16 protein-coding genes are annotated in these 18,603 nt (G+C 59.8%); 7 read left to right on the top strand and 9 right to left on the bottom strand.

The window, feature by feature from the left end:
- Nucleotides 1-13: 13 nt before the first annotated feature.
- Both HGP17_RS25055 and HGP17_RS25050 read right to left on the bottom strand, forming a co-directional pair.
- Nucleotides 14-2,062 carry a flotillin family protein gene (locus HGP17_RS25055; protein WP_168813150.1) on the bottom strand — a complete coding sequence of 683 codons (2,049 nt, stop codon included), beginning with the start codon at nucleotides 2,060-2,062 and terminating at the stop codon, nucleotides 14-16.
- 374 nt (nucleotides 2,063-2,436) lie between these two features.
- Nucleotides 2,437-3,315, bottom strand: a complete 879-nt coding sequence (locus HGP17_RS25050) for an alpha/beta hydrolase (protein WP_168813149.1) — start codon at nucleotides 3,313-3,315, stop codon at nucleotides 2,437-2,439.
- A gap of 154 nt (nucleotides 3,316-3,469) precedes the next feature.
- Here HGP17_RS25050 and HGP17_RS25045 point away from each other — a divergent pair, with 154 nt between their 5' ends.
- Complete coding sequence (locus tag HGP17_RS25045) at nucleotides 3,470-4,741, top strand: amidohydrolase family protein (RefSeq protein ID WP_168813148.1); 1,272 nt, start codon at nucleotides 3,470-3,472, stop codon at nucleotides 4,739-4,741.
- 76 nt (nucleotides 4,742-4,817) lie between these two features.
- Here the strand turns inward: HGP17_RS25045 and HGP17_RS25040 are convergent, their stop codons facing one another.
- From HGP17_RS25040 to HGP17_RS25015, 6 genes are all read right to left on the bottom strand, one after another.
- Nucleotides 4,818-5,348: a hypothetical protein gene (locus tag HGP17_RS25040; RefSeq protein ID WP_168813147.1), complete on the bottom strand. Its 531-nt coding sequence runs from the start codon at nucleotides 5,346-5,348 to the stop codon at nucleotides 4,818-4,820.
- Entirely contained in the window at nucleotides 5,345-6,727 is a 1,383-nt protein-coding gene (locus HGP17_RS25035; protein WP_168813146.1) for a substrate-binding domain-containing protein, read from the bottom strand. The genes HGP17_RS25040 and HGP17_RS25035 overlap by 4 nt, the downstream gene beginning before the upstream one ends.
- Before the next feature lie 108 nt (nucleotides 6,728-6,835).
- Entirely contained in the window at nucleotides 6,836-7,861 is a 1,026-nt protein-coding gene (locus tag HGP17_RS25030; RefSeq protein ID WP_168813145.1) for an ABC transporter ATP-binding protein, read from the bottom strand.
- 18 nt (nucleotides 7,862-7,879) lie between these two features.
- A complete protein-coding gene (locus tag HGP17_RS33810) occupies nucleotides 7,880-8,761 on the bottom strand; it encodes a carbohydrate ABC transporter permease (protein WP_205926116.1) in 882 nt (293 codons plus the stop codon).
- Nucleotides 8,758-9,666, bottom strand: a complete 909-nt coding sequence (locus tag HGP17_RS25020; protein WP_168813144.1) for a sugar ABC transporter permease — start codon at nucleotides 9,664-9,666, stop codon at nucleotides 8,758-8,760. Before HGP17_RS25020 ends, HGP17_RS33810 begins: the two co-directional genes overlap by 4 nt.
- A 72-nt stretch (nucleotides 9,667-9,738) precedes the next feature.
- Nucleotides 9,739-11,061, bottom strand: a complete 1,323-nt coding sequence (locus HGP17_RS25015) for an extracellular solute-binding protein (protein ID WP_168813143.1) — start codon at nucleotides 11,059-11,061, stop codon at nucleotides 9,739-9,741.
- Between the two features lie 377 nt (nucleotides 11,062-11,438).
- Here HGP17_RS25015 and HGP17_RS25010 point away from each other — a divergent pair, with 377 nt between their 5' ends.
- From HGP17_RS25010 to HGP17_RS25000, 3 genes are all read left to right on the top strand, one after another.
- On the top strand, nucleotides 11,439-12,608 hold the full coding sequence (locus tag HGP17_RS25010) for a Gfo/Idh/MocA family oxidoreductase (protein WP_168813142.1): 1,170 nt from the start codon (nucleotides 11,439-11,441) through the stop codon (nucleotides 12,606-12,608).
- A 13-nt stretch (nucleotides 12,609-12,621) separates the two neighbouring features.
- Nucleotides 12,622-13,383 carry a sugar phosphate isomerase/epimerase gene (locus tag HGP17_RS25005; protein WP_168813141.1) on the top strand — a complete coding sequence of 254 codons (762 nt, stop codon included), beginning with the start codon at nucleotides 12,622-12,624 and terminating at the stop codon, nucleotides 13,381-13,383.
- A 104-nt stretch (nucleotides 13,384-13,487) separates the two neighbouring features.
- Complete coding sequence (locus HGP17_RS25000) at nucleotides 13,488-13,925, top strand: NUDIX domain-containing protein (RefSeq protein ID WP_168813140.1); 438 nt, start codon at nucleotides 13,488-13,490, stop codon at nucleotides 13,923-13,925.
- A gap of 75 nt (nucleotides 13,926-14,000) precedes the next feature.
- Here HGP17_RS25000 and HGP17_RS34070 read toward each other — a convergent pair whose 3' ends face one another.
- Nucleotides 14,001-14,675 carry a GntR family transcriptional regulator gene (locus HGP17_RS34070; RefSeq protein ID WP_168813139.1) on the bottom strand — a complete coding sequence of 225 codons (675 nt, stop codon included), beginning with the start codon at nucleotides 14,673-14,675 and terminating at the stop codon, nucleotides 14,001-14,003.
- Nucleotides 14,676-14,757: 82 nt separating this feature from the next.
- On the opposite strand from HGP17_RS34070, the gene HGP17_RS24990 reads away from it, so the two are divergent.
- The 3 genes from HGP17_RS24990 to HGP17_RS24980 all read left to right on the top strand — a co-directional run bounded on the left by HGP17_RS24990 (nucleotide 14,758) and on the right by HGP17_RS24980 (nucleotide 18,521).
- Nucleotides 14,758-15,558, top strand: coding sequence for a 2-keto-4-pentenoate hydratase (locus HGP17_RS24990; RefSeq protein WP_168813138.1), 801 nt, complete (start codon nucleotides 14,758-14,760; stop codon nucleotides 15,556-15,558).
- Between the two features lie 66 nt (nucleotides 15,559-15,624).
- On the top strand, nucleotides 15,625-16,638 hold the full coding sequence (locus HGP17_RS24985) for a TRAP transporter substrate-binding protein (RefSeq protein ID WP_168813137.1): 1,014 nt from the start codon (nucleotides 15,625-15,627) through the stop codon (nucleotides 16,636-16,638).
- Nucleotides 16,635-18,521, top strand: a complete 1,887-nt coding sequence (locus HGP17_RS24980; protein ID WP_246704198.1) for a TRAP transporter large permease subunit — start codon at nucleotides 16,635-16,637, stop codon at nucleotides 18,519-18,521. The genes HGP17_RS24985 and HGP17_RS24980 overlap by 4 nt, the downstream gene beginning before the upstream one ends.
- Nucleotides 18,522-18,603 lie beyond the last annotated feature (82 nt).

The raw sequence follows: 18,603 nt of genomic DNA, 5'->3' as shown, positions 1-18,603 counted from the left end.
GGCCCATCCGCAATCAATCCTGTTCGATCGGTGCCGGAACGACGGCAGGTGAACCGCGTTGGTCCAGCCGGTCGGCCACCAGCATCGACAGCATCATTTCCACAAGACCATTGTTGCCGCCCTTTTCACCGCCGCCGCCGACCTGGATCTGCGGAACCAGCGGCAACCTGCCGTTTTCGATCGCTTCGGCAAAGCGCATGAGAACCTGCGAGTTGAGCTGATAATCCGGGCCGCCGAAAGCCGCGACTTTCTTCTCGGTGGCTTCCGCTTCTGCCAGACCGACTGCGCGGACCTTCTCGGCATCGGCAAAGCCGGTCGCCTTGATGCGCTCCGCATCCGCAATTGCGATAGCCTTGATCCGGTCTGCCTCGCCGAGACCGGCAAGGCGTACTTTCTCGGCCTCCGCCTTCGCAGTCACCTGAATGGTTTCCGCCTGTTGGCGAGTGCGGGCGAGCTGGGCCTTGCCTTCGTTCTCGCTGATCTCGATTGCGAGCGCCGAGGTCGTGATCTTGGCCTGCTGTTCGGCAAGCGCCTCCTTCTCGCGCAAGGTGCGCTCCTGGATGGCCGCCGCTTCCTGCAGCTTATAGGTCTCCACCTTTTCAACGGCGATCTGGCGCTCGCGCAGCTGAATGAGGATCTGCTCTATGCTGTTCTGGCCGTGGTTGGCACGCGGCGTGCCGATCAGGACTTCCTGCAGCTCGAGGCTGTACGAGGCGAATTTCTCACGCATCTCGTCGCCGGATTTGCGCTGGATCTCGCTACGCTCCTGCAACAGTTCGATCAGGGTTTTGGTCTGGGCGATGTTCTTGAAATAGGCCGAAACCATCGGATCGAGCGTCTGTTCGACCAGGCGCTTGATATCGCCGAAACGCTGCACAACGAGCGGTGCCTTCATATAGTCGATATGCACGACGACGGAGAGCGGCAGTACGGGCTCGAAGGCATCCTTGGTGATCAGCGACACTTCGGACAGGTTCTCGTCCAGTCGATGCTCGCCGAACTGCTCCTTCGTCCATTTGAGCACGAAGTTGGTGGTCGGTACGAAAACGATATTGCCGGCATAGGTGTTGAAGGCATATTTGCCCGGTAGAAGCGGCGTCGACCAGACGCCGCGTGCGCCCGTCTCGACCAACTCGCCATGGCGATAGGCCTGGCCGGAAATATCCGTGCCTCGCTGGCCTGTGTAGGAGACGACGACACCCACCGTGCCGACAGCGATGATCGTCTTTTCCACGAGTTCGACGGTCGCGAAGATGCGGTTGAGAAAGTAGCTGCCGTCGGCAAGGACCTGCAATTGTCGGCCACGATAGCCGCCAGCGTTGAGAAACTTCTCCGGATCTTGGAAATTATTGTGAAAGTTCGGGTTCTTCGGATCGTTGGCGACCGTCGGTGCAATGATCTCGCCGTCGGGCAGCGCCGGACCGTCATGGATGGTGACGATGCCGATCATGTCCTCGGCATCATGGATGACGACGGGCTCAAAGCCTTCCCGCTCGGCGATCAGCGTCGACATGTCTGCAAACAGCGCGTGTTCGGATGAACTCAGATTGACGGAATAAGTCGATTGCGCCGTCAACACGATGAACTGCGCGAGATTGATGGCATAGGTGCCTTCACGCAGGATCTTGCGCTGCGGACCCTTCTGCCCGCCTTTGACGAGAAAGCCACGCACGTCCTGGAAGTCGTCGGCCTCCACATTCGAGGCCAGCGTCTGGGTCGGCGGCAGCGGCATGCCGTCACGCGCGAAGACGTAGCCGATCTGTCCCTGCGGAATGGTAACGAGATCGGCGCGATGAAGTGAATACTGGAACGGCATGAAGAAATGCAGGCCGCCGCGCACGACATCCGGCTGGAAGCCGGCCTCGCCGTTGAGCGCGATGAAGCCATTTCTGACGGAGCCGCGAAAGCTCCATAGTTTTTCGAGAATGCCGAGCCTGTCGTTGGGAATATAGCGTACCACGCCGCTCCATCGAAGGAATATTGCCAGAGCGATGATGGGCAGGGCAATTTCGATTGCCAGCCATTCCATCGGACTGAGATAGGGTAAAGGTAGGGCTTCCATCTCTTCTCTCCTGAGGGCGCACGGGTTCGTCCACCCGACAGCCGCCCGGTTGGTATTGATTTGATAAGACGGGGAGATTGCGCGCCTGTTCGGTCGACGCACTGGGAGCGCGTCGAAGGTTTCGGTTGCTTATGGCTTGGGAAAAATGACCGCTCGCCTCCAGTCCCCACTGAGGGACGACGCAGTCGTGAGTGATCTCACATCGGTGTTGCCTTAATAGACATAACGGTAGATGACGTAGGAGTTGCGCCTATAGGTTTAAAGATGCTTTGGGTGAAAATCGCATAAGTATTTCCACCAGTTTCATTATTTCGCGCATTCCATCCTACTGAAATAATTGTTTCCGAAGGAAGTTTTCCGACAAGTACGCCACATCAGGAACGCGAGGTTGCACGCGCCGCAAGTTCCAGAAAGGTCCAGAACCGTGCTCCCATCGCGGTGCGCGTGTCGCCCATGTCGCGAGCGATGGACATGTGATCGGCTCCCGGAATGAGGTGTATCGGACGACTTGTCGATGTCGAGATGGCGAACGTCTCAGCCTGCTCCAGAAACGGGGCTGTCTCCATACCGCCGACGGCGAGTTCGATATGCGTTGTCGATTGCAAAGTTGCGCCGAGTGGCGACCATTGCGAGACCTCCTTTTCTGAAAGAGAAATCTCGCCCTGAAGGAAGCTGGTTGTTATCGGCCTGAGGTCATAGATGCCGCTGGTCAGAAAGAGCGATGACGGCGGTGCCGAGAGTGCGGCTGTTTCATGTGGCCCGTTGCCGGCGAGATAAAATGCCAGATGTGCGCCCGCTGAGTGGCCGCTTGCCGAGATCGCTTCCGGATTTGCCCCCAGGCAGGCGGCGTTGAGTTTCAGCCAGAGGGACGCCCGGCGAACCTGTTTGACAAGGGTCGCCAAACGCACGGCGGGCAACTTTCCATATTCGACGATCGCCGCTATCGAGCCCGCCGCGCAGACGGTGTTTGCGATGAACGCGTAATCCTCCTTGACGTTTGCACGCCAATATCCGCCATGGACGAAAATATGGATCGGGCGCCGCTGGTCACGCTCGTCCGGAAAGAAAAGATCGAGCCGCTCTTCCGGCCGTGAGCCGTAAGCCACATCCAGCCTTGAAACCCAGCGCGATCGTGCGACGCCGCTTTCGCGGCGATACTCGTCCGAGATGAGATCGAAATCCGGAACATGGGCGCGGATTTTAAAGAGGTCGGCTTCGGTCATGGCGGCGGCGATCCCTGGTTGATCAAGCATGCCGTCATCGGAAATCGAGGGCTCGCCCACGTCAATCACTGTGTCTCAAATGCGCGACTCCGCAGCATGAAACGGCGTGGCGTGTTCGATTCTTCACTCCTATCCTTTCTGCAATCGCCGCCGAGGAGACGGGCGGGACATATGGAGGGCAGGAATGAGTTCGTATCTCTTTCGCAATGTGACCGTCTGGGACGGCATCAATGACGAGGCTTATGAAGGCGAAGTTCTCGTCGAGGGCAACCGCATCAAGACCGTGGCGCGGGGAGCCAACCAGATCAGCAGCGAAAATGCGGCTGAGGTCATCGATGGGCACAAGCGGTTCCTGATGCCGGGCCTGGTCGAAGGCCATTGCCATCTTTCCTTCGTGGGACCGACGCGCAATCAAGATCTCGGCGAGATCCCGCCGGAAGAGCATCTGCTTAAAACCTGCCGCAACGCGACGATGATCCTCAACCATGGCTTCACCTCGTGTTATTCCGCGGCCTCGGCGAAGTTGCGCATCGACGTCGTGGTGCGCCAGGAAATCGAAGACGGTTACCTGGCCGGACCCCGCTATCGCGCCGCCGGCCCGGAGATCACCGTTACCGGCGGCCTCGGCGACGAGCGCAAGGCGCATATGCATGCGGAAAGCTTCGGCATGCTTGCCGATGGTCGCGACGAGATCCGCAGGGCGGTGCGACTCTGCTGCCGCGAGAATGTCGACAACGTCAAATTCAACGTCTCCGGCGACGAGTTCGTCGGCCATGCACGCGCCGAAATCGTTTCCTTGTCGGAGGAAGAATTGCGCGTCGGTGTCGAGACCGCACATGACTGGGGCAAGCGCGTTGCCTGCCATAGCCGGGCGGCGGAATCGGTCAAGCGAGCGGTCCGTGCTGGTGTCGACTGCATCTATCATTGCGATTTTGCCGATGAGGAGGCGCTCGATATGCTCGAAAGCGTCAAGCATCGCGTGATCGTCGGCCCCGCCTTCGGCCTTGTGCACAACTCGGTTTTCGAGGGCGATGTGGTCGGCCTGACCAAGGAGGTCGTCGACCGAATGGGGCTACCACGCAAGCTCGAGCATACAGTTGCGACCTATCACGAGATGCGCAAGCGAGGTATGCGCGTCGTGGTCGGCGGAGATTACGGCTTCACTATCACGCCGATGGGGCAGAATGCCCGCGATATCGGCCACTTCGTCAAGTTCTTCGGCTATACGCCGGCTGAGGCACTGAAATGCGCGACGGCCGTCGGCGGAGATCTGATGGGGCACAAGGGAGAGCTGGGCGTCATTACTGCCGGTGCGCTGGCGGATATCCTTCTCGTGGACGGCAATCCGCTGCTTGATCAATCGGTGCTGGTAGGCCCTTCGAAGTTCGACATGATCATGAAGGATGGATCGATGTATCGCGATCCCCGCAACTCCGCTGTCTGGCGCCCGCATTGACAATAACGCGAGGTGTCCGCTCCGCTGAGTGGGCCGGCACCTCGTATGTCACTTCCGAAAAGATTATGGCTTGCGATCAACCGCAGAGGAACGCTTGCAATTCCTTTGCCGTGGCGACAGCAAGCTCTTCGCATTTCCGTGCCTCTTCCGGACCCGTGCCCGGCGCAAGCGATAGACGGAGGCGGGCAGTTTCGACGCCATGCTGCCGGATAGGCACGACAATCGGTGCAGCGTCCGGTTTTCCCCTGTCCCACTTTGCCGCGTAATTCAGCAGCGTCGTCAGGCACGCGCCGTCGGATGCGAGTAATGTCACAGAGGCATTCGTTTTTTCGCGCAGCCAGGGAAGAAGCGTCTGAGCGCGGCCAAACAGCGGCGCAAGGCGAACACCGGCATAGGCAAATTCGCCTGCCTTGTTGCCCGGTGTCAGGCGTCCATCCGCCTGTCTTGCGATGAGGCCTGACGTCTCCATGCGCTTGACCACATCGAACGCCGTCGACCGTACGATCCCTTCGCTTTCGATGAGGCTGGCGACATTGTCGACGTCGCCTTCCGCTATCTTCGAAAAGATCCGGGAGAAGGCTGCAATGCCGGCCGATTCCTTGCTCATCGGCCTGTTCCGCCCGTAGCAGACGATCGATTGTGATGGTTTCCCGGATAGTTGACCCTGAATGCCACCGGATTGTAGGCGGCCCCCAGGCCGGATCCGAGAATGAGGTCGTCGGGCATATCCCAGCGCACGCGCTCTTCAGCCCAAAGATGCGGTTTCGTTGGATTTCTTTGTCCCGAACGCGATGTGACGAATGGCGAGGCGACGTCGAGATAATGCGGAACCCAGGCGCCTTGCAGCGAGGAAAGCAGGATTTCGAAGGCGCGAATACCCATCGCCGGCGGATAGTCGATCGAGGCCAATGGAACGTTGGCGCCGACCGCCAGCTTGTAGGAAAGGTTCAGATCGCCGCCGGTATGCGGCGGAACCTGGCCCGGCTTGCAGCCGGCATCGAGAAAGGCCTGGATGGAACCGGCCGAATTCAATCCGCTGTCGCACCAGACACCGGCGATCCGCTCGCCGTGATGGGCAATGATCTCCATGGCGGTGCCATAAGCCTTCTGCCGGTTGAAATTCGTCGAATTGGCGACGATGACCTCGATCCCGGGATACTGCGCCAGCACCTCCATGGCGGCCACCTGCCGGCTTTGGCTTGGTTCGGGATCGGCATGGCCGAAGAGCATCATCACCAGACCGTTGCCATCGAGCGTTCGGGCCAGCCACTGTGCGGTCGACCCGCCGATCGTGACGTTGTCGGATGTGACGAAGCTCGCGCAATTGAGATCCGGCGTGCCGCCTCTCTCGACGAAGACAACAGGGATGCCTTGCCGCATCAGATGTGCGGACACCGGCGCGAGCTTGCGCGGAGAAACAGCGCTGACGAGAAGGCCGTCAATGCCGCTCTTTGAAAGCGCGACGATATCGTCTTCCTGCTTTTCCGCATCACCATGCGCATGAACAACGGTGACGCATTCAAGCACGTCGCGCAGACGCGATGCGGCGAATTCGATGCTGTGGACGAGCGCAACCTGCCACGGATTGTCCATAGCGCCGTTGGAAAAGCCGATCCGGAAGCGCTTTTTCCTGGTGGCAACCATCGGCTTGGCCAGCGGTGGCGGTTTGCAGGCCGGGATCTCGGGTGAGAACAGGATCGGCCGAACGGCTTCTCCCAACAGGTGATCTCTCTTGCGATCGCTGGCCTGGGCGGCATTGCACAGAGTCGCGATCAGCTTGCGGGCGATAGGCCCGACGGCGACTTTTCCTCGCGAACAGATGACGATGCCGTGTTGCTCCAGCACGCGGGTCATGCGGTGAAAGCTCGCACGCGGAATATCAAGCTCGGCGGCAAGAGCTCCGTTCGAGGCGCTTCCGCCGCGGCGGGCAAGCGCCAGAACGATGTCGATTGCGGCATCGACCCCATTGCGTTGTGCACCAGCCATATCGTGTCCTCCTACGACATTGCCAAGAAGAAAACGCGCTTAAATTCGGTGGGAGTCAACGGCAATGTCTCAAATAGCGGACTGGGATTTCAGATTATCCGCAGCCCGTCATGAAGGCAGTGCCACGCCCTTGCCGTCGAATGCGTGGATGCGACCTTCCTCGAAACGAATGCCGATCTCCTGTCCGATCGAGGCGGAGGAATCCCGCGGTGCGCGAACCGTCAGCAGGCTGCCGTCCGCCAGTGCGACATAGGCGAACGTGTCCGAGCCCAAGCGCTCGACCACTTCGATCCTGCCATCGAGATGACCCTTTCCGGGCTCGAGAACCGCAATATCCTCGGGGCGGATGCCGATGTGGGTTGCCGCCCGCGACATGGCCGGCAGGGTGGATCCAGCAACCTCGGCCGAGAGAACGTTCATTTTGGGAGATCCGATGAACTGGGCGACGAAGAGGTTGGCGGGACGCTCGTAGAGTTCGAGCGGACTTCCCGTCTGCTGGATGACGCCCTTGTCGAGAACGACGATGCGGTCGGCCAGTGTCATTGCCTCCGTCTGGTCGTGGGTGACATAGATCATCGTTGCGCCCAATCGGCGATGCAGCTTGGCGATCTCCAAGCGCATCTCGATACGCAGCGCTGCGTCGAGATTGGATAGCGGCTCGTCGAACATGAAGGCGACGGGCTCACGGACGATCGCACGGCCGATCGCCACGCGCTGCCGCTGGCCACCGGACAGTTCGCGCGGCTTGCGCTCCAGCAGGTTCGTCAATTGCAGGAGTGCTGCAACCTTGTCCACTTGCTGACGGATCTCTTCGCGCGGGACCTTGGCGACTTCGAGTGCAAAGGACATGTTGGCGCGGACGGTCTTGTGCGGATAAAGCGCATAGGACTGGAAGACCATGGCCAGTTCGCGCTCCGCCGGACCGAGTGTCGTCACATCCCGACCATCGATCGAGATCGTTCCGCCGGTTGCCTCTTCCAGGCCGGCGACCAGCCGCAGGAGGGTGGATTTTCCGCTACCCGACGGTCCGACGAACACGACGAATTCACCATGCTCGACCCTGAGGTCGACGCCGGGAATGATGTCGAGTGCGCCGAAAGATTTTCGCACGGATTTGAGTTCGATGATTGCCATGGATATGGACTCCGGAATCTAGGCCTTAACGCCGCCCGAGCTAAGGCCACCTTGCCAGTAGCGTTGCATGAAGAGGAAAGCCGCTATGACCGGCAGGATGCTGACAAGCGCGCCGGTCATGACGACCGTGAAGAGAACCGCCGCGCCGCTGCCGACTGTTGCGAGCTGGTACCACTGCGACAGGCCCACCGTGACGGGGAAGTTCTCCGACGAACTGAGCATCACCAGCGGCAGGAAGTAGTTGTTCCATGTCGCGACGAAGGCGAGGATCAGCACCGTGGCGAAGCCCGGCATCAGCAGTCGGAACCCGATCGCGGAAAAGATGTGGAACTCACCCGCACCGTCGACGCGGCCCGCCTCGATCAGCTCGTTCGAAAGCGCATCCTGCGCATAGACCCGCATCAGGAAGACGCCGGGAGGAAACACCAGCGAGGGCAGGATCATGGCGAGTGGGGTGTTGACCAGGCCGACCTTGGAGAGCAGCAGAAAAATCGGGATGACGAGCGCCGTCTGCGGGATCATCACCGCACCTAGCACCATGGCAAAGAGGATGCGCTTGCCGGCGAACTCGTATTTCGCGAAGGCGTAACCAGCGAAGGTAGCGAAGAACGCGGCTCCGATGCCCGATACGCCCGCATAGATCACGGTATTGAGCAGCCATCGCGAAAAGATGCCGTTCTGGAAGGTGAAGAGGTCTTTGAGGTTCTGGACGAGGTTGAAATCATGGGCGAACCAAAGGCCGAAGGTGCCGAAGAGATCCGCATTCGTCTTCGTCGCCGAAACGATCACGTAAAGCAGCGGTATGAAGGTGTAGATGAAGTAGAGGACCAGGGCGCCGGTCAGCAGTCGTCGGCTGCGGCGAAACGAGGGAGAGTTGGCGGTCTTGGAAACGATCGTCACCGTTGGGTCCTCCGGTTGGCGACCAGCATGAACGTGTAGGAGGCGATGGCCACGATGCCCCCGAGAACGAAGGATATCGCTGCGGAATAATTGTACTGCTGGTTCGTGAAAGCGAGCGTGTAGGCGTAGTAGTTCGGCGTGTAGTGACTGTTGATCAGCCCGGGCGCCAACGTCCGGATAAGATAGGGTTCGGTGAAAAGCTGCAGCGTGCCGATGATCGAGAACATGATCGTCACGATGACCGTCTGGAGGATCAACGGCAGCTTGATGCTCAACGCGTGGCGAAGGCCGCTTGCGCCATCGACCGCCGAGGCTTCCTCCAGGTCCTGCGGAACTGCCTGCAGGGCCGAGTAGTAGATGATCATGTTGTAGCCCATATATTCCCAGACCGCGATATTGGCGATCGACGGCAGGATCGTGCTTTCCGAGAGAAAATTGGGTTTGGGAAGGCCCAGAATTCCCGCAAGCTGCGCGAAGGGTCCGAAAGACGGACCGTAGAGATAACCCCACAACAATGCCGCGATCACGGCCGGCACGGCATAGGGAATGAAGAAGCTGATACGGAAGAAGCTGCGCCCGAAGACCCTGCCGCTATCGAGGATCAACGCGTAGACAAGTGCGAGTCCCAACATGACGGGGATCTGCATCGCGCCAAACTTGAACAGCAGGATGACGCCTTCCCAGAAGGCCTTGTCGCTGAAGGCGCGGATATAATTCTCCACCCCGACGAAACGTACGCCTGCTGCGAGCGTCTGCCGGAAAAGGCTGAGCCAGAACGCATAAACGAGCGGCGCTACAAGGAATGCCGCGAAAAGCAGCATGAAAGGAAAGAGAAACAGATAGGGCGCGACGGATTTGCTGACGTAGATCCGACCACGCCGCTTCGCTTCACGGGCGTCGGGCATGAGGTCTTCCTGGTTGAGCGGGGTCGAGAGGCGGGGAGGAGGCCGGGGGGACGGCCATCCTCCCCGTCGGGATCAAGAGACAGTGAAGCCCTGATCCTGAGCGTAACTCACGACCTTGTCCTGCAGCCGGTCGAAGGCATCGGGAAGCGTGCCGTTTCCGGCGATCGCGGCCGAGAACTCGTCCATGATGACCTGGTTCACGAAGTCCTGGAACGGCGCGAACTCGAACGTCGGATCCACCTGGTTTTCGGAGACGGCGAAGATTTCGTTCACGGCCTGGCCGCCATAGAAGTCGTATTTGTGGCCCATCAGTTCCTTGTCGTCGATGAGCTCCTTGAGGACAGGGAACAGGAACTGCTTGGTGTTCCACAGGCGCGCGGCTTCCGGATCACTGCCCATGAAGGCTGCGAACATCGCAGCTTCCTTCGGATGCTTGCAGGAATTCATGACGGCGATGGTGGAACCGCCAAGGTTTGCCGTGATCTTGTCGTCGGCCTTCCATTGCGGCAGCGGCGATGCCCGCCACTTTCCAAAGCTCTTCTTCATCGACTGCTGCATCAGGATGGGTGCCCAAGCGGCCGTGACCCAGGTTGCATATGTGCCGTTATCGAGGCCGGCAAACCACTCCGTCGTCCAGACCGGCTTCGTATCGATCGCCTTCGCGTCGAGCAGCTTCTGCCAGTAGGCGGCCCACTTCTTGGCAATGTCGTCGTTGAGCTTGATCTTGATATTCGTGCCTTCGGTGTGGAACGGCCGCCAGCCGGCTTGCCACAACAGCGCCACCACCCAACCCGGATCGGCGGCACCAAAGTCCGTGAGATAAGTGCCGGGTGCATCCTTGGCGAGCTTCATGGCGGATTCGGCGAAAGCATCCCAGGTGTCGGGGGGCGTGATCTTGTACTTGTCGAAGACATCGCCGCGATAGAGGACGCCCATCGGACCGCTGTCCCATGGAACGCCGTAAACCTTGTCGCCGTCGCTGACGGCCCTCCACGTCCAGTCGATGAATTTGTCCTTCGTCGCGTTGACGTTTGTGCCGATATCCGCAAGGGCGCCGAGCTGCCGGAAGCTCAGAAGCGAATTGAATTCCATCTGCGCAAGATCGGGCAGACCGGCACCCGCCTGAAGCGCATTGCGCAGCTTCACATAGTGCGGCGCGCCCTGGCCGACATTCTCGACCTTCACGCTGATGTTGGGAAACTTCTTGGTGAACATGTCGGCCTGCACCTGCGTGTCCGGCGTCCACGCCCACATGGTGAGCTCGATTTTTTCCTGCGCATTGGCGAAATCGGGCATGCCCAGAAACATGGGTGCGGCCAGCCCCAGCCCTGTCGCCTGGAGAAAGTCGCGGCGTCCGATCGCACCCTGCAGAAAGTTCTTTCCAGTTTTTGTCATTCGTTGTTCCTCCTCCGACATCGGGCTTTTCCAATGTGGCAACGCACCGGAGCACCGCCCCTTGGCACTCGCAGCCCATCCCGATGCCTAAAAGCGCACCAGAAACCCACATTGTTGTCAAAGCGTCGGACAGCGTCTCAAGCGTCATTGTCGCAAACTGCGGACTCCGGGCCGAGCTTTGCCAAATGTGCGGTTGCCGGCGGACCGAAATCCCAAAACAGCTATTTCAGATGGCCAGCCCAGATCGAGCGAATTTCTCAAATGCCGGACTGCGCGAAGCGAAACGACATGGCCGCAAACGACAAGCGCGAATAGGTCTTGTCTCCGTGCGGATCGGCCGACCGGGCCGCGAGATTTGCAACCGAGGCGAGGAAAACATGACCGGCAAGCAGTGGAACGTTGGCATTATAGGATGCGGGCACATATTCGATGCGTATGCGCGCCTCTCGGCGGTATTTAAGCCCATCCGCCTCGTTGCCTGCGCCGATGTCGACATGGCTGCGGCAGAGCGGCGCGGCAAACAATATGGGCTGTCGGCGCTCTCCGCATCGGATCTGCTGGCCCGGCAGGACATCGACGTCGTCATCAACCTGACGAACCCGGCCAGCCACGCTACGGTCACCGAAGCCATCCTGAAATCCGGAAAGCATGCCTACACCGAAAAGCCGCTGGCCTTGACCATGGCGGATGCTGACCATCTTCTGGAAGTCGCGCGCCAAAATGGTCGCCTTATCGGATCCGCGCCGGATACGTTTTTGGGAGGCGCCCACCAAGCGGCGCGGCGGCTGGTCGACGAAGGCAAGCTTGGCATCGTCAAGAGCGGCAGCGCCCACTTCATGAACCATGGCATGGAGCATTGGCATCCCAATCCATTCCCGTATTTCCAGGTCGGAGCCGGTCCGGTGCTCGATATGGGGCCTTATTACATGACGGCGCTCGTCGCTCTTCTCGGGCCTGTTCGGCGCGTCATCGCCATGGCCTCGAAATTCTTCGAAGAGCGCCATGTGACCGCCGAAGGGCCGGCCAAGAACACGAGCGTTCCCGTCACGACGCCAACGACCAGTCAGGCGCTGCTGGAGTTCAGCTCCGGTGCGCAGATCCATTTCTCCGTGAGCTACGACAACTGGGGCCACGGGCATACCAATCCGATCGAGCTGCATGGGACGAACGCTTCCCTGATGGTTCCCGATCCCAATTATTTCGGGGGCGGGTTGACGCTGATCGACGCCGGCGGACGCCATGCGATCGACACCGCCAAGACGGTCTTTGGAAACCTGAACTGGCAGGAACCAGCCGGCGCGACCATCAGCAACTATCGCGGCCTGGGTCTCGCGGATCTTCTGGTTGCCGCCGAAAGCGGCCAGGCCCCACGGGCATCCGGCGATCTCTCGCGTCACGTTCTCGAAGTGCTGCTGGCGATTATTAAATCGGCCGAGATCGGTGAATTCGTCGAGATCAAGAGCACCGTCGAACGCCCGGCGCCGCTCAGCGAAGACGATGCCGCCTTGCTGAAGTCGGCAGACGCCCCTTCCAATTTCGCCGCTTAACAAAGGTCAGATCATGTCCCGCTATTCGATATCCTTCCAGCTTTATTCCTCGCGGCTGTCGCCACCCATCGAAGATCATCTGCCGTATCTTGGAGAGATCGGTTATGACGCCCTGGAGCTTTGGCTACCCGCCTACGAGACAAAGACCTCCGCGTTTCGCAAAAGGATGGACGATGCCGGCCTCGAATGCTCGGGTATCCACATGCCGCTCGCCGGGCTGATCAACGAGCCGAAGAAGTTCTTCGATTATGCTCATACGCTTGGGACGAAGACGCTGATCCCGCCGTACATTCCGCTTGCCGAGCGCAGCGTCACAGTCGACGGCTGGCGGCGTGTCGGTGAAAGCCTCAGGGCGGGCGCGGAAATGGCCAAGAGCGAGAGGCTCAGGGTCGCATGGCATAATCACGATTTCGAATATCATCGGCTGGAAGATCGCAGCCGGCCGATCGACATCCTTCTCGAAGCGGCCGGTCCCGGCGTGGATTTCGAAATCGATATCGGCTGGGTAACCCGTGGTTGGGCCGATCCCGCCAAGGAGCTCGCGATGTATGCGGATCGGATCACCACGATCCAGCTGAAGGACACGGCGCCGGCAGGCACCGATCTCGACGAAGGCTGGACGCCGACGGGGGATGGCATCATCGACTGGAAGGCGCTTTACCCGCTGTTCCATAAGACTCGCGCCGATGTACTCGTTGTCGAGCACGACAATCCCACAGACTGGAAGGTACTGGCAAAACGTTCCGTCGACTATATCAAGGCGCTGATTGCCTAAAGATCGCTTATGGCATTTCAGGCAAGAGGCCTCATTTCGGCCTCTTGCCTATTTCATCCGTAGCACTCAAAGCTTGCTCTCCCGCTTCAAAATGAGTGCCACGGATGAAATCCTATCTCGTCGATCTCCGCCGTTTGATCGGAAACCGCCTGCTCCTGCTGCCCGGGGTCGCGGCCGTCATCCATGATGCTGCAGGTAATCTGCTGCTTCAGGAGAAGTCTTCGGGCGAGGGGTGGAGCCTGCCTGCTGGGGCAATCGAGCCCGGCGAAACGCCGCAGGAGGCCATCGCGCGCGAGGTGATGGAAGAGACGGGCTTTAAGGTCATCTCGACCGACATTCTCGGCGTCTTCGGCGGAAGTGAATTCCGATATACCTACCCCAACGGCGATCACGTCGAATATGTCGTGACGCTGTTCAAATGCCAGGTGCATGCGGACAAAGGCATCTGGACGGATCCGGAGACGAAGTCCCTGCAATACTTCGCGCGCGAAACCATGCCGCCTCTTGCCCTGCCTTATCCGGCTTCGCTGCTTTTTTCGTGAGCGCCCTAGCCTAAAACGATGGTTCGTTCTCCGATGCCGACATCGATACCGTCTTGAATTGCAACGCGTCCATTGTCACTCGAACAATTCAGGATGTTGCCGCTCAGTCTCGGGCAGGGCGCGGAGGATTTCCGTGAGGTGATAGCGCATGGCCGCTTCGGCGGCGGCAGGATCGCGTGCGTCGACCGCCGCCATGATCTGCTCGTGCTGCGTCACTAGCACTTGCATTGCCGAGGCTTCCTGTAGGGTCAGCTGGCAGGCCCGATCCATGTGCGCCTTCAGATTGCCGACGATACTCCAGGCCATGGGGCAATCGGCTCCCTCGGCTAGCGTCAGATGGAAAAGCTCATCGAAGCGCCTGAACGCGAGATGATCGCCTTTCGCGGCGGCCCGGCGCTGGGCGTCGAGGGCATCGTCGATGCGCTCCCGGCTGGTTGCCGAAAAATTTTCGCAGGCGCGGCGTACGACAGCGCTTTCTATGGCTTCGCGCAGGAACCGGGCTTCCATCATTTCGCGAACGGAAATCTTGACGACGATCGTGCCGCGCTGCGGCAGCACCTCGACGAAGCGTTGGCGGCTCAGGGCAATCAGGGCTTCGCGCACCGGTTGGCGGGAAACCCCGTAGCGTTCCGCTATTTCCTGCTCTGATAACCGAATGCCGGGCGGCAACTCCAATTCGATGATTGCCTTCAACAGCTCCTGTTCGAGGCGATAGGCGACAGAACCACCTTGTCCGCGTGCAATATTCACAACCTGTCCTCCATGCCGCTTGCATTCACTGAGATACTAGTCAATACTACCATACTAGTATCAAGACGGGAGCCCTCTGTCTATGTCTTCGACCGTATCCATCGCCAAAGCCTTTCACACGGCGCGCCGGAAAGCGAGGCCCCTTTCCGGGTTTCCGGGCGATTTGCCGACAGGACTGGCGGAGGCATACGCAATCCAGGAGGAGTCGATCTCGCTCTGGCCGGACGCTATTGCCGGCTGGAAGGTCGCGGCCATTCATCCGGATCTGCGCGCGGAGTTGAAATCCGAACGCATGTCGGGGCCGGCCTTTTCGCAATCGGTTATTCAGGTGAAGCCCGGTGAAATCGGTGAGATTGCAGTCATTCCCGGTGGTTTCATCGCGGTCGAAACGGAAATCGGCATCGTCCTCAACGAAGATATCGAGCCGCGCACGACGCCGTGGACCATGCCTGACCTTTTACCGCTGATCGCAGGCGTGCATTTGGCCATGGAAATCGCCGGTTCACCGCTACCGACCATCAACGATATCGGTCCTTGGGCCATCGTTTCGGATTTTGGCAACAATAGCGGCATCGCTGTCGGCGCTGCCATCGAGGGCTGGGACAAGGGCGCGCTCGACGATCTCAAGACCGAGATGCGCATAGAAGGGCAAACGATTGGTCTGGGACGCGCGGTCGGCGCGAATGGCGGACCTCTCGATGCATTCCTGTTTCTCGTCAATCATCTGGCATCGCGCAATCGCGGCCTGAAGAAGGGCGATGTCATATCGGCCGGTGCCACGACGGGTGTTCATCCGATCGAAATCGGTCAGGTGGCGGAGGCCATCTGCGACGGTTGCCTGCCGCTCGCGGTGAGGGTCACGGGGAGGGCCGCATCCGACTGACGGATGCTTATTCAACTTCAAGCAGTGGAGGAGGGGCGCAGATCGCGTCCTGCAAGGAGGAGAACCATGAAAAATATCAGAATGTCGCGCCGGGCTTTCGGCGCATCGCTGGCGGGCTTGGGAGCGTTCGCCATCATCGGGCGGGCTGCGCCGTCCTTTGCCGCGCCGATCCCATTGCGACTGTCGTCGTCGCTACCATCCGATCCGAATTCGGCGCACTGGCTCTGGTACGACAAGTTTCAGAGCGCCTTGAAGGCCAAGGTCGGCGACGCGATTGAAATTCACTATTTCCCTGACAATCAGCTCGGCAAAGAGGCCGATGTCGTCGGCCAGGTGAAGCTTGGCATCGTCGACATGATGATCTCGGGCTCCTCCATTTGGGGCACGCTTGCGCCTGAGGTCGGCGTGCTGGATCTCGGCTATCTCTTCGAGAACATGAGCGCAGCCGGCCCGGTCCTCGACGGTAGCGCCGGCAAGGTGCTCAACGGCATCTTCGCCGACAAGATCGGCGTTGAGGTTCTGAGCTGGGCATACAGCTTCGGCGGACGCAACATCGCCGCCCGCAAGCCCGCCAATACACCCGAAGTGCTCAAGGGACAGAAGATCCGCGTTCTGCCGGTCGCCAATTTTGTCGCGACCCTGCAGGCGATGGGAGCAGCCCCGACGCCGATGTCGCTCGGCGAAGTTTATACCGCCTTGCAGACGGGCGTAATCGACGGCATGGAGCATGACGCACCGACCATTCTGGCGCTGAAATGCTATGAGGTCGCCAAGCATATCTCCCTGACGCAGCATATCTGCAACCCGCAGACTATCGTCATCGGTAAGCGGGCGCTTTCGAAGATTCCGGCTGAAACCCTTCCCGCCTTTCGTGAGGCGGCGGCGGAAGCGACCGCATTCCAACGCGGTAAAGCAAACGATATCGAAGCGGCGGCTTTTGCCACGCTGAAGAAGAATGGCATCGAGACGCATGAGGTGGATCGAGCTGCATTCAAAAACCTCGTCATGCCGCTATGGCACGATTTTGCGCAGAAGTATCCGGCAACCAAACCCGTGCTCGATGCGATCGTGAAGGCATGAGCGCTATGCTGGCCGATACCCTCGTTCCGGAGGCGGAAGCTCCGGCCGTCAGGGGGGCGCCGTTTGTCGGCGCTCTCCAGACCATCGTCGAAGTGCTCGCGGCCGCCTTTCTGGCCGCGGACCTTTTGGTCGTCATCGTTTCGGTTCTGTGGCGTTATGCCTTCAACGACACTATTCTGTGGGCGGACGAGGTTGCGCGAATTCTGTTGATCGCGGTCGCCTTCTTCGGCGGCGCGGCTGCTGTCGCCAAGGGGCATCATGTCGGCATTCGCATTCTTCGCGACAACCTGAAGAAAGAAAGGCGAATCCTCGTAGAGGCTGCCGGCCTCTGGGTCGAGCTTGCGGTTTCGATCTCATTCGTCGTCTTTGCCATTCAATATTGCGAGACGGCCTGGACGCAGGTGACGTCGACCGGTCTGCCGCAAAACCTGTTCATCTATCCGCTGATTGCCGGCGGGCTTTGCATGGCCGTTTTCACGGCGGCAAGGCTCTTTGCCTATCCCGTGCACGCGATCTTCGTGTCGCTTGGCGGCCTCCTGTCCATCGCGGCCATCCTGGCGGCCTGGATGACTTTCCTCCCGGATTATGCACCGGGTGCGCTTACCTTGCTGCTTGTCGGGTTTGCCATCTGCTTGGGCTCGGGCATTCCGATCGCATTCTCGCTTTGCGTCGGCGCGCTGCTCTACATCACTGGCGACGGCTTCATACCCTATGCGGTTTTTGCGCAGCAAGCTTATAGCGGCATCGACAATGTGGTGCTGCTTGCCGTTCCCTTCTTCGTCCTGACCGGGCTTGCCATGGAAGTGAACGGCATGTCCGTTCGCCTGATCGAGCTTCTACGCCGCGGTGTTGGAAAGCGTCGTGGCGGCCTCGGCATCGTCACCGTTTTGAGCATGGTTCTATTTTCGGGCATATCCGGGTCGAAGCTTGCCGACGTTACGGCTGTCGGCACGGTCATGGTGCCCGCGATGCGCCGGTCCGGCAACAATCCGTCCGATGGAGTCGCACTTTTGGCGGCAAGTGCCGTTATGGCGGAAACGATCCCGCCCTGTATCAATCTCATCATTCTCGGCTACGTCGCCAATATCTCGATCGGCGGCCTTTTCGCTGCGGGTATCTATCCCGCGATCCTGATGGCCACGGCCCTGATTGCCGGTATCGTCATCTTTTCGCGCAAGGACACGCCCGCGATCGTCGAGAGATCGGATCGGAGTCTCGGAAATCTTCTGGGAAGCGGTGCCATAAGCCTTGGTGTCATTGTGATCATCTTCGGCGGCTATCGCTCCGGTTTCGCAACGGCAACGGAGATCGGCGCTTTTGCGGTTGCCTATGCATTGATCGTCGGTGCCTTGGCGTTCCGCGAGTTGACATGGGCGAGCACACTCGCGCTTTTCAAGCGATCGGCGACGCTGGCCGGCATGATCCTGTTCGTGGTCGCTGCTTCGCAGACGGTCGCGTTCTCGATCACGATTGCACAAGTCCCGCATATGCTGGCAGAGATGATGATCAGCCTCACCCATGGTGCGGGCGCCTGGGCCTTCCTCATCGTCTCGATCCTGATCCTGATCGTCATGGGTGCGGCCCTGGAAGGCGCTCCGGCCTTGATCATCTTCGGGCCGCTTCTGTTGCCGGTCGCCCACAGTTTCGGGATCGAGCCGCTTCACTATGGGATCGTGCTGATCGTTGCCATGGGCCTTGGTCTTTTCGCGCCACCGCTCGGCCTCGGTCTCTACACGAGCTGCGCCGTCGGCAACGTCCCGCTGGAGGCGACGGTGAAGCCGATCGCCAAATATCTCGCGATCCTGTTTGTCTGCCTGCTGATCATCGCCTTCGTGCCTGATATCACCAATTCCCTGCCACGCAGCCTGGGATACATCAGATAGCGCTCGAGCCTGCGGCAGCTTCCTATGTCGCAGGTGCTCCCGCCGTCCCCATCGCGGGATGGTCACACGTCATCGAGAGAGG

It is taken from the genome of Rhizobium sp. P38BS-XIX (assembly GCF_012641435.1).
GTDB lineage: Bacteria > Pseudomonadota > Alphaproteobacteria > Rhizobiales > Rhizobiaceae > Rhizobium.
The sequence above is the reverse complement of the archived record's forward strand: the minus strand, read 5'-3'. Positions and strand labels throughout refer to the sequence as shown.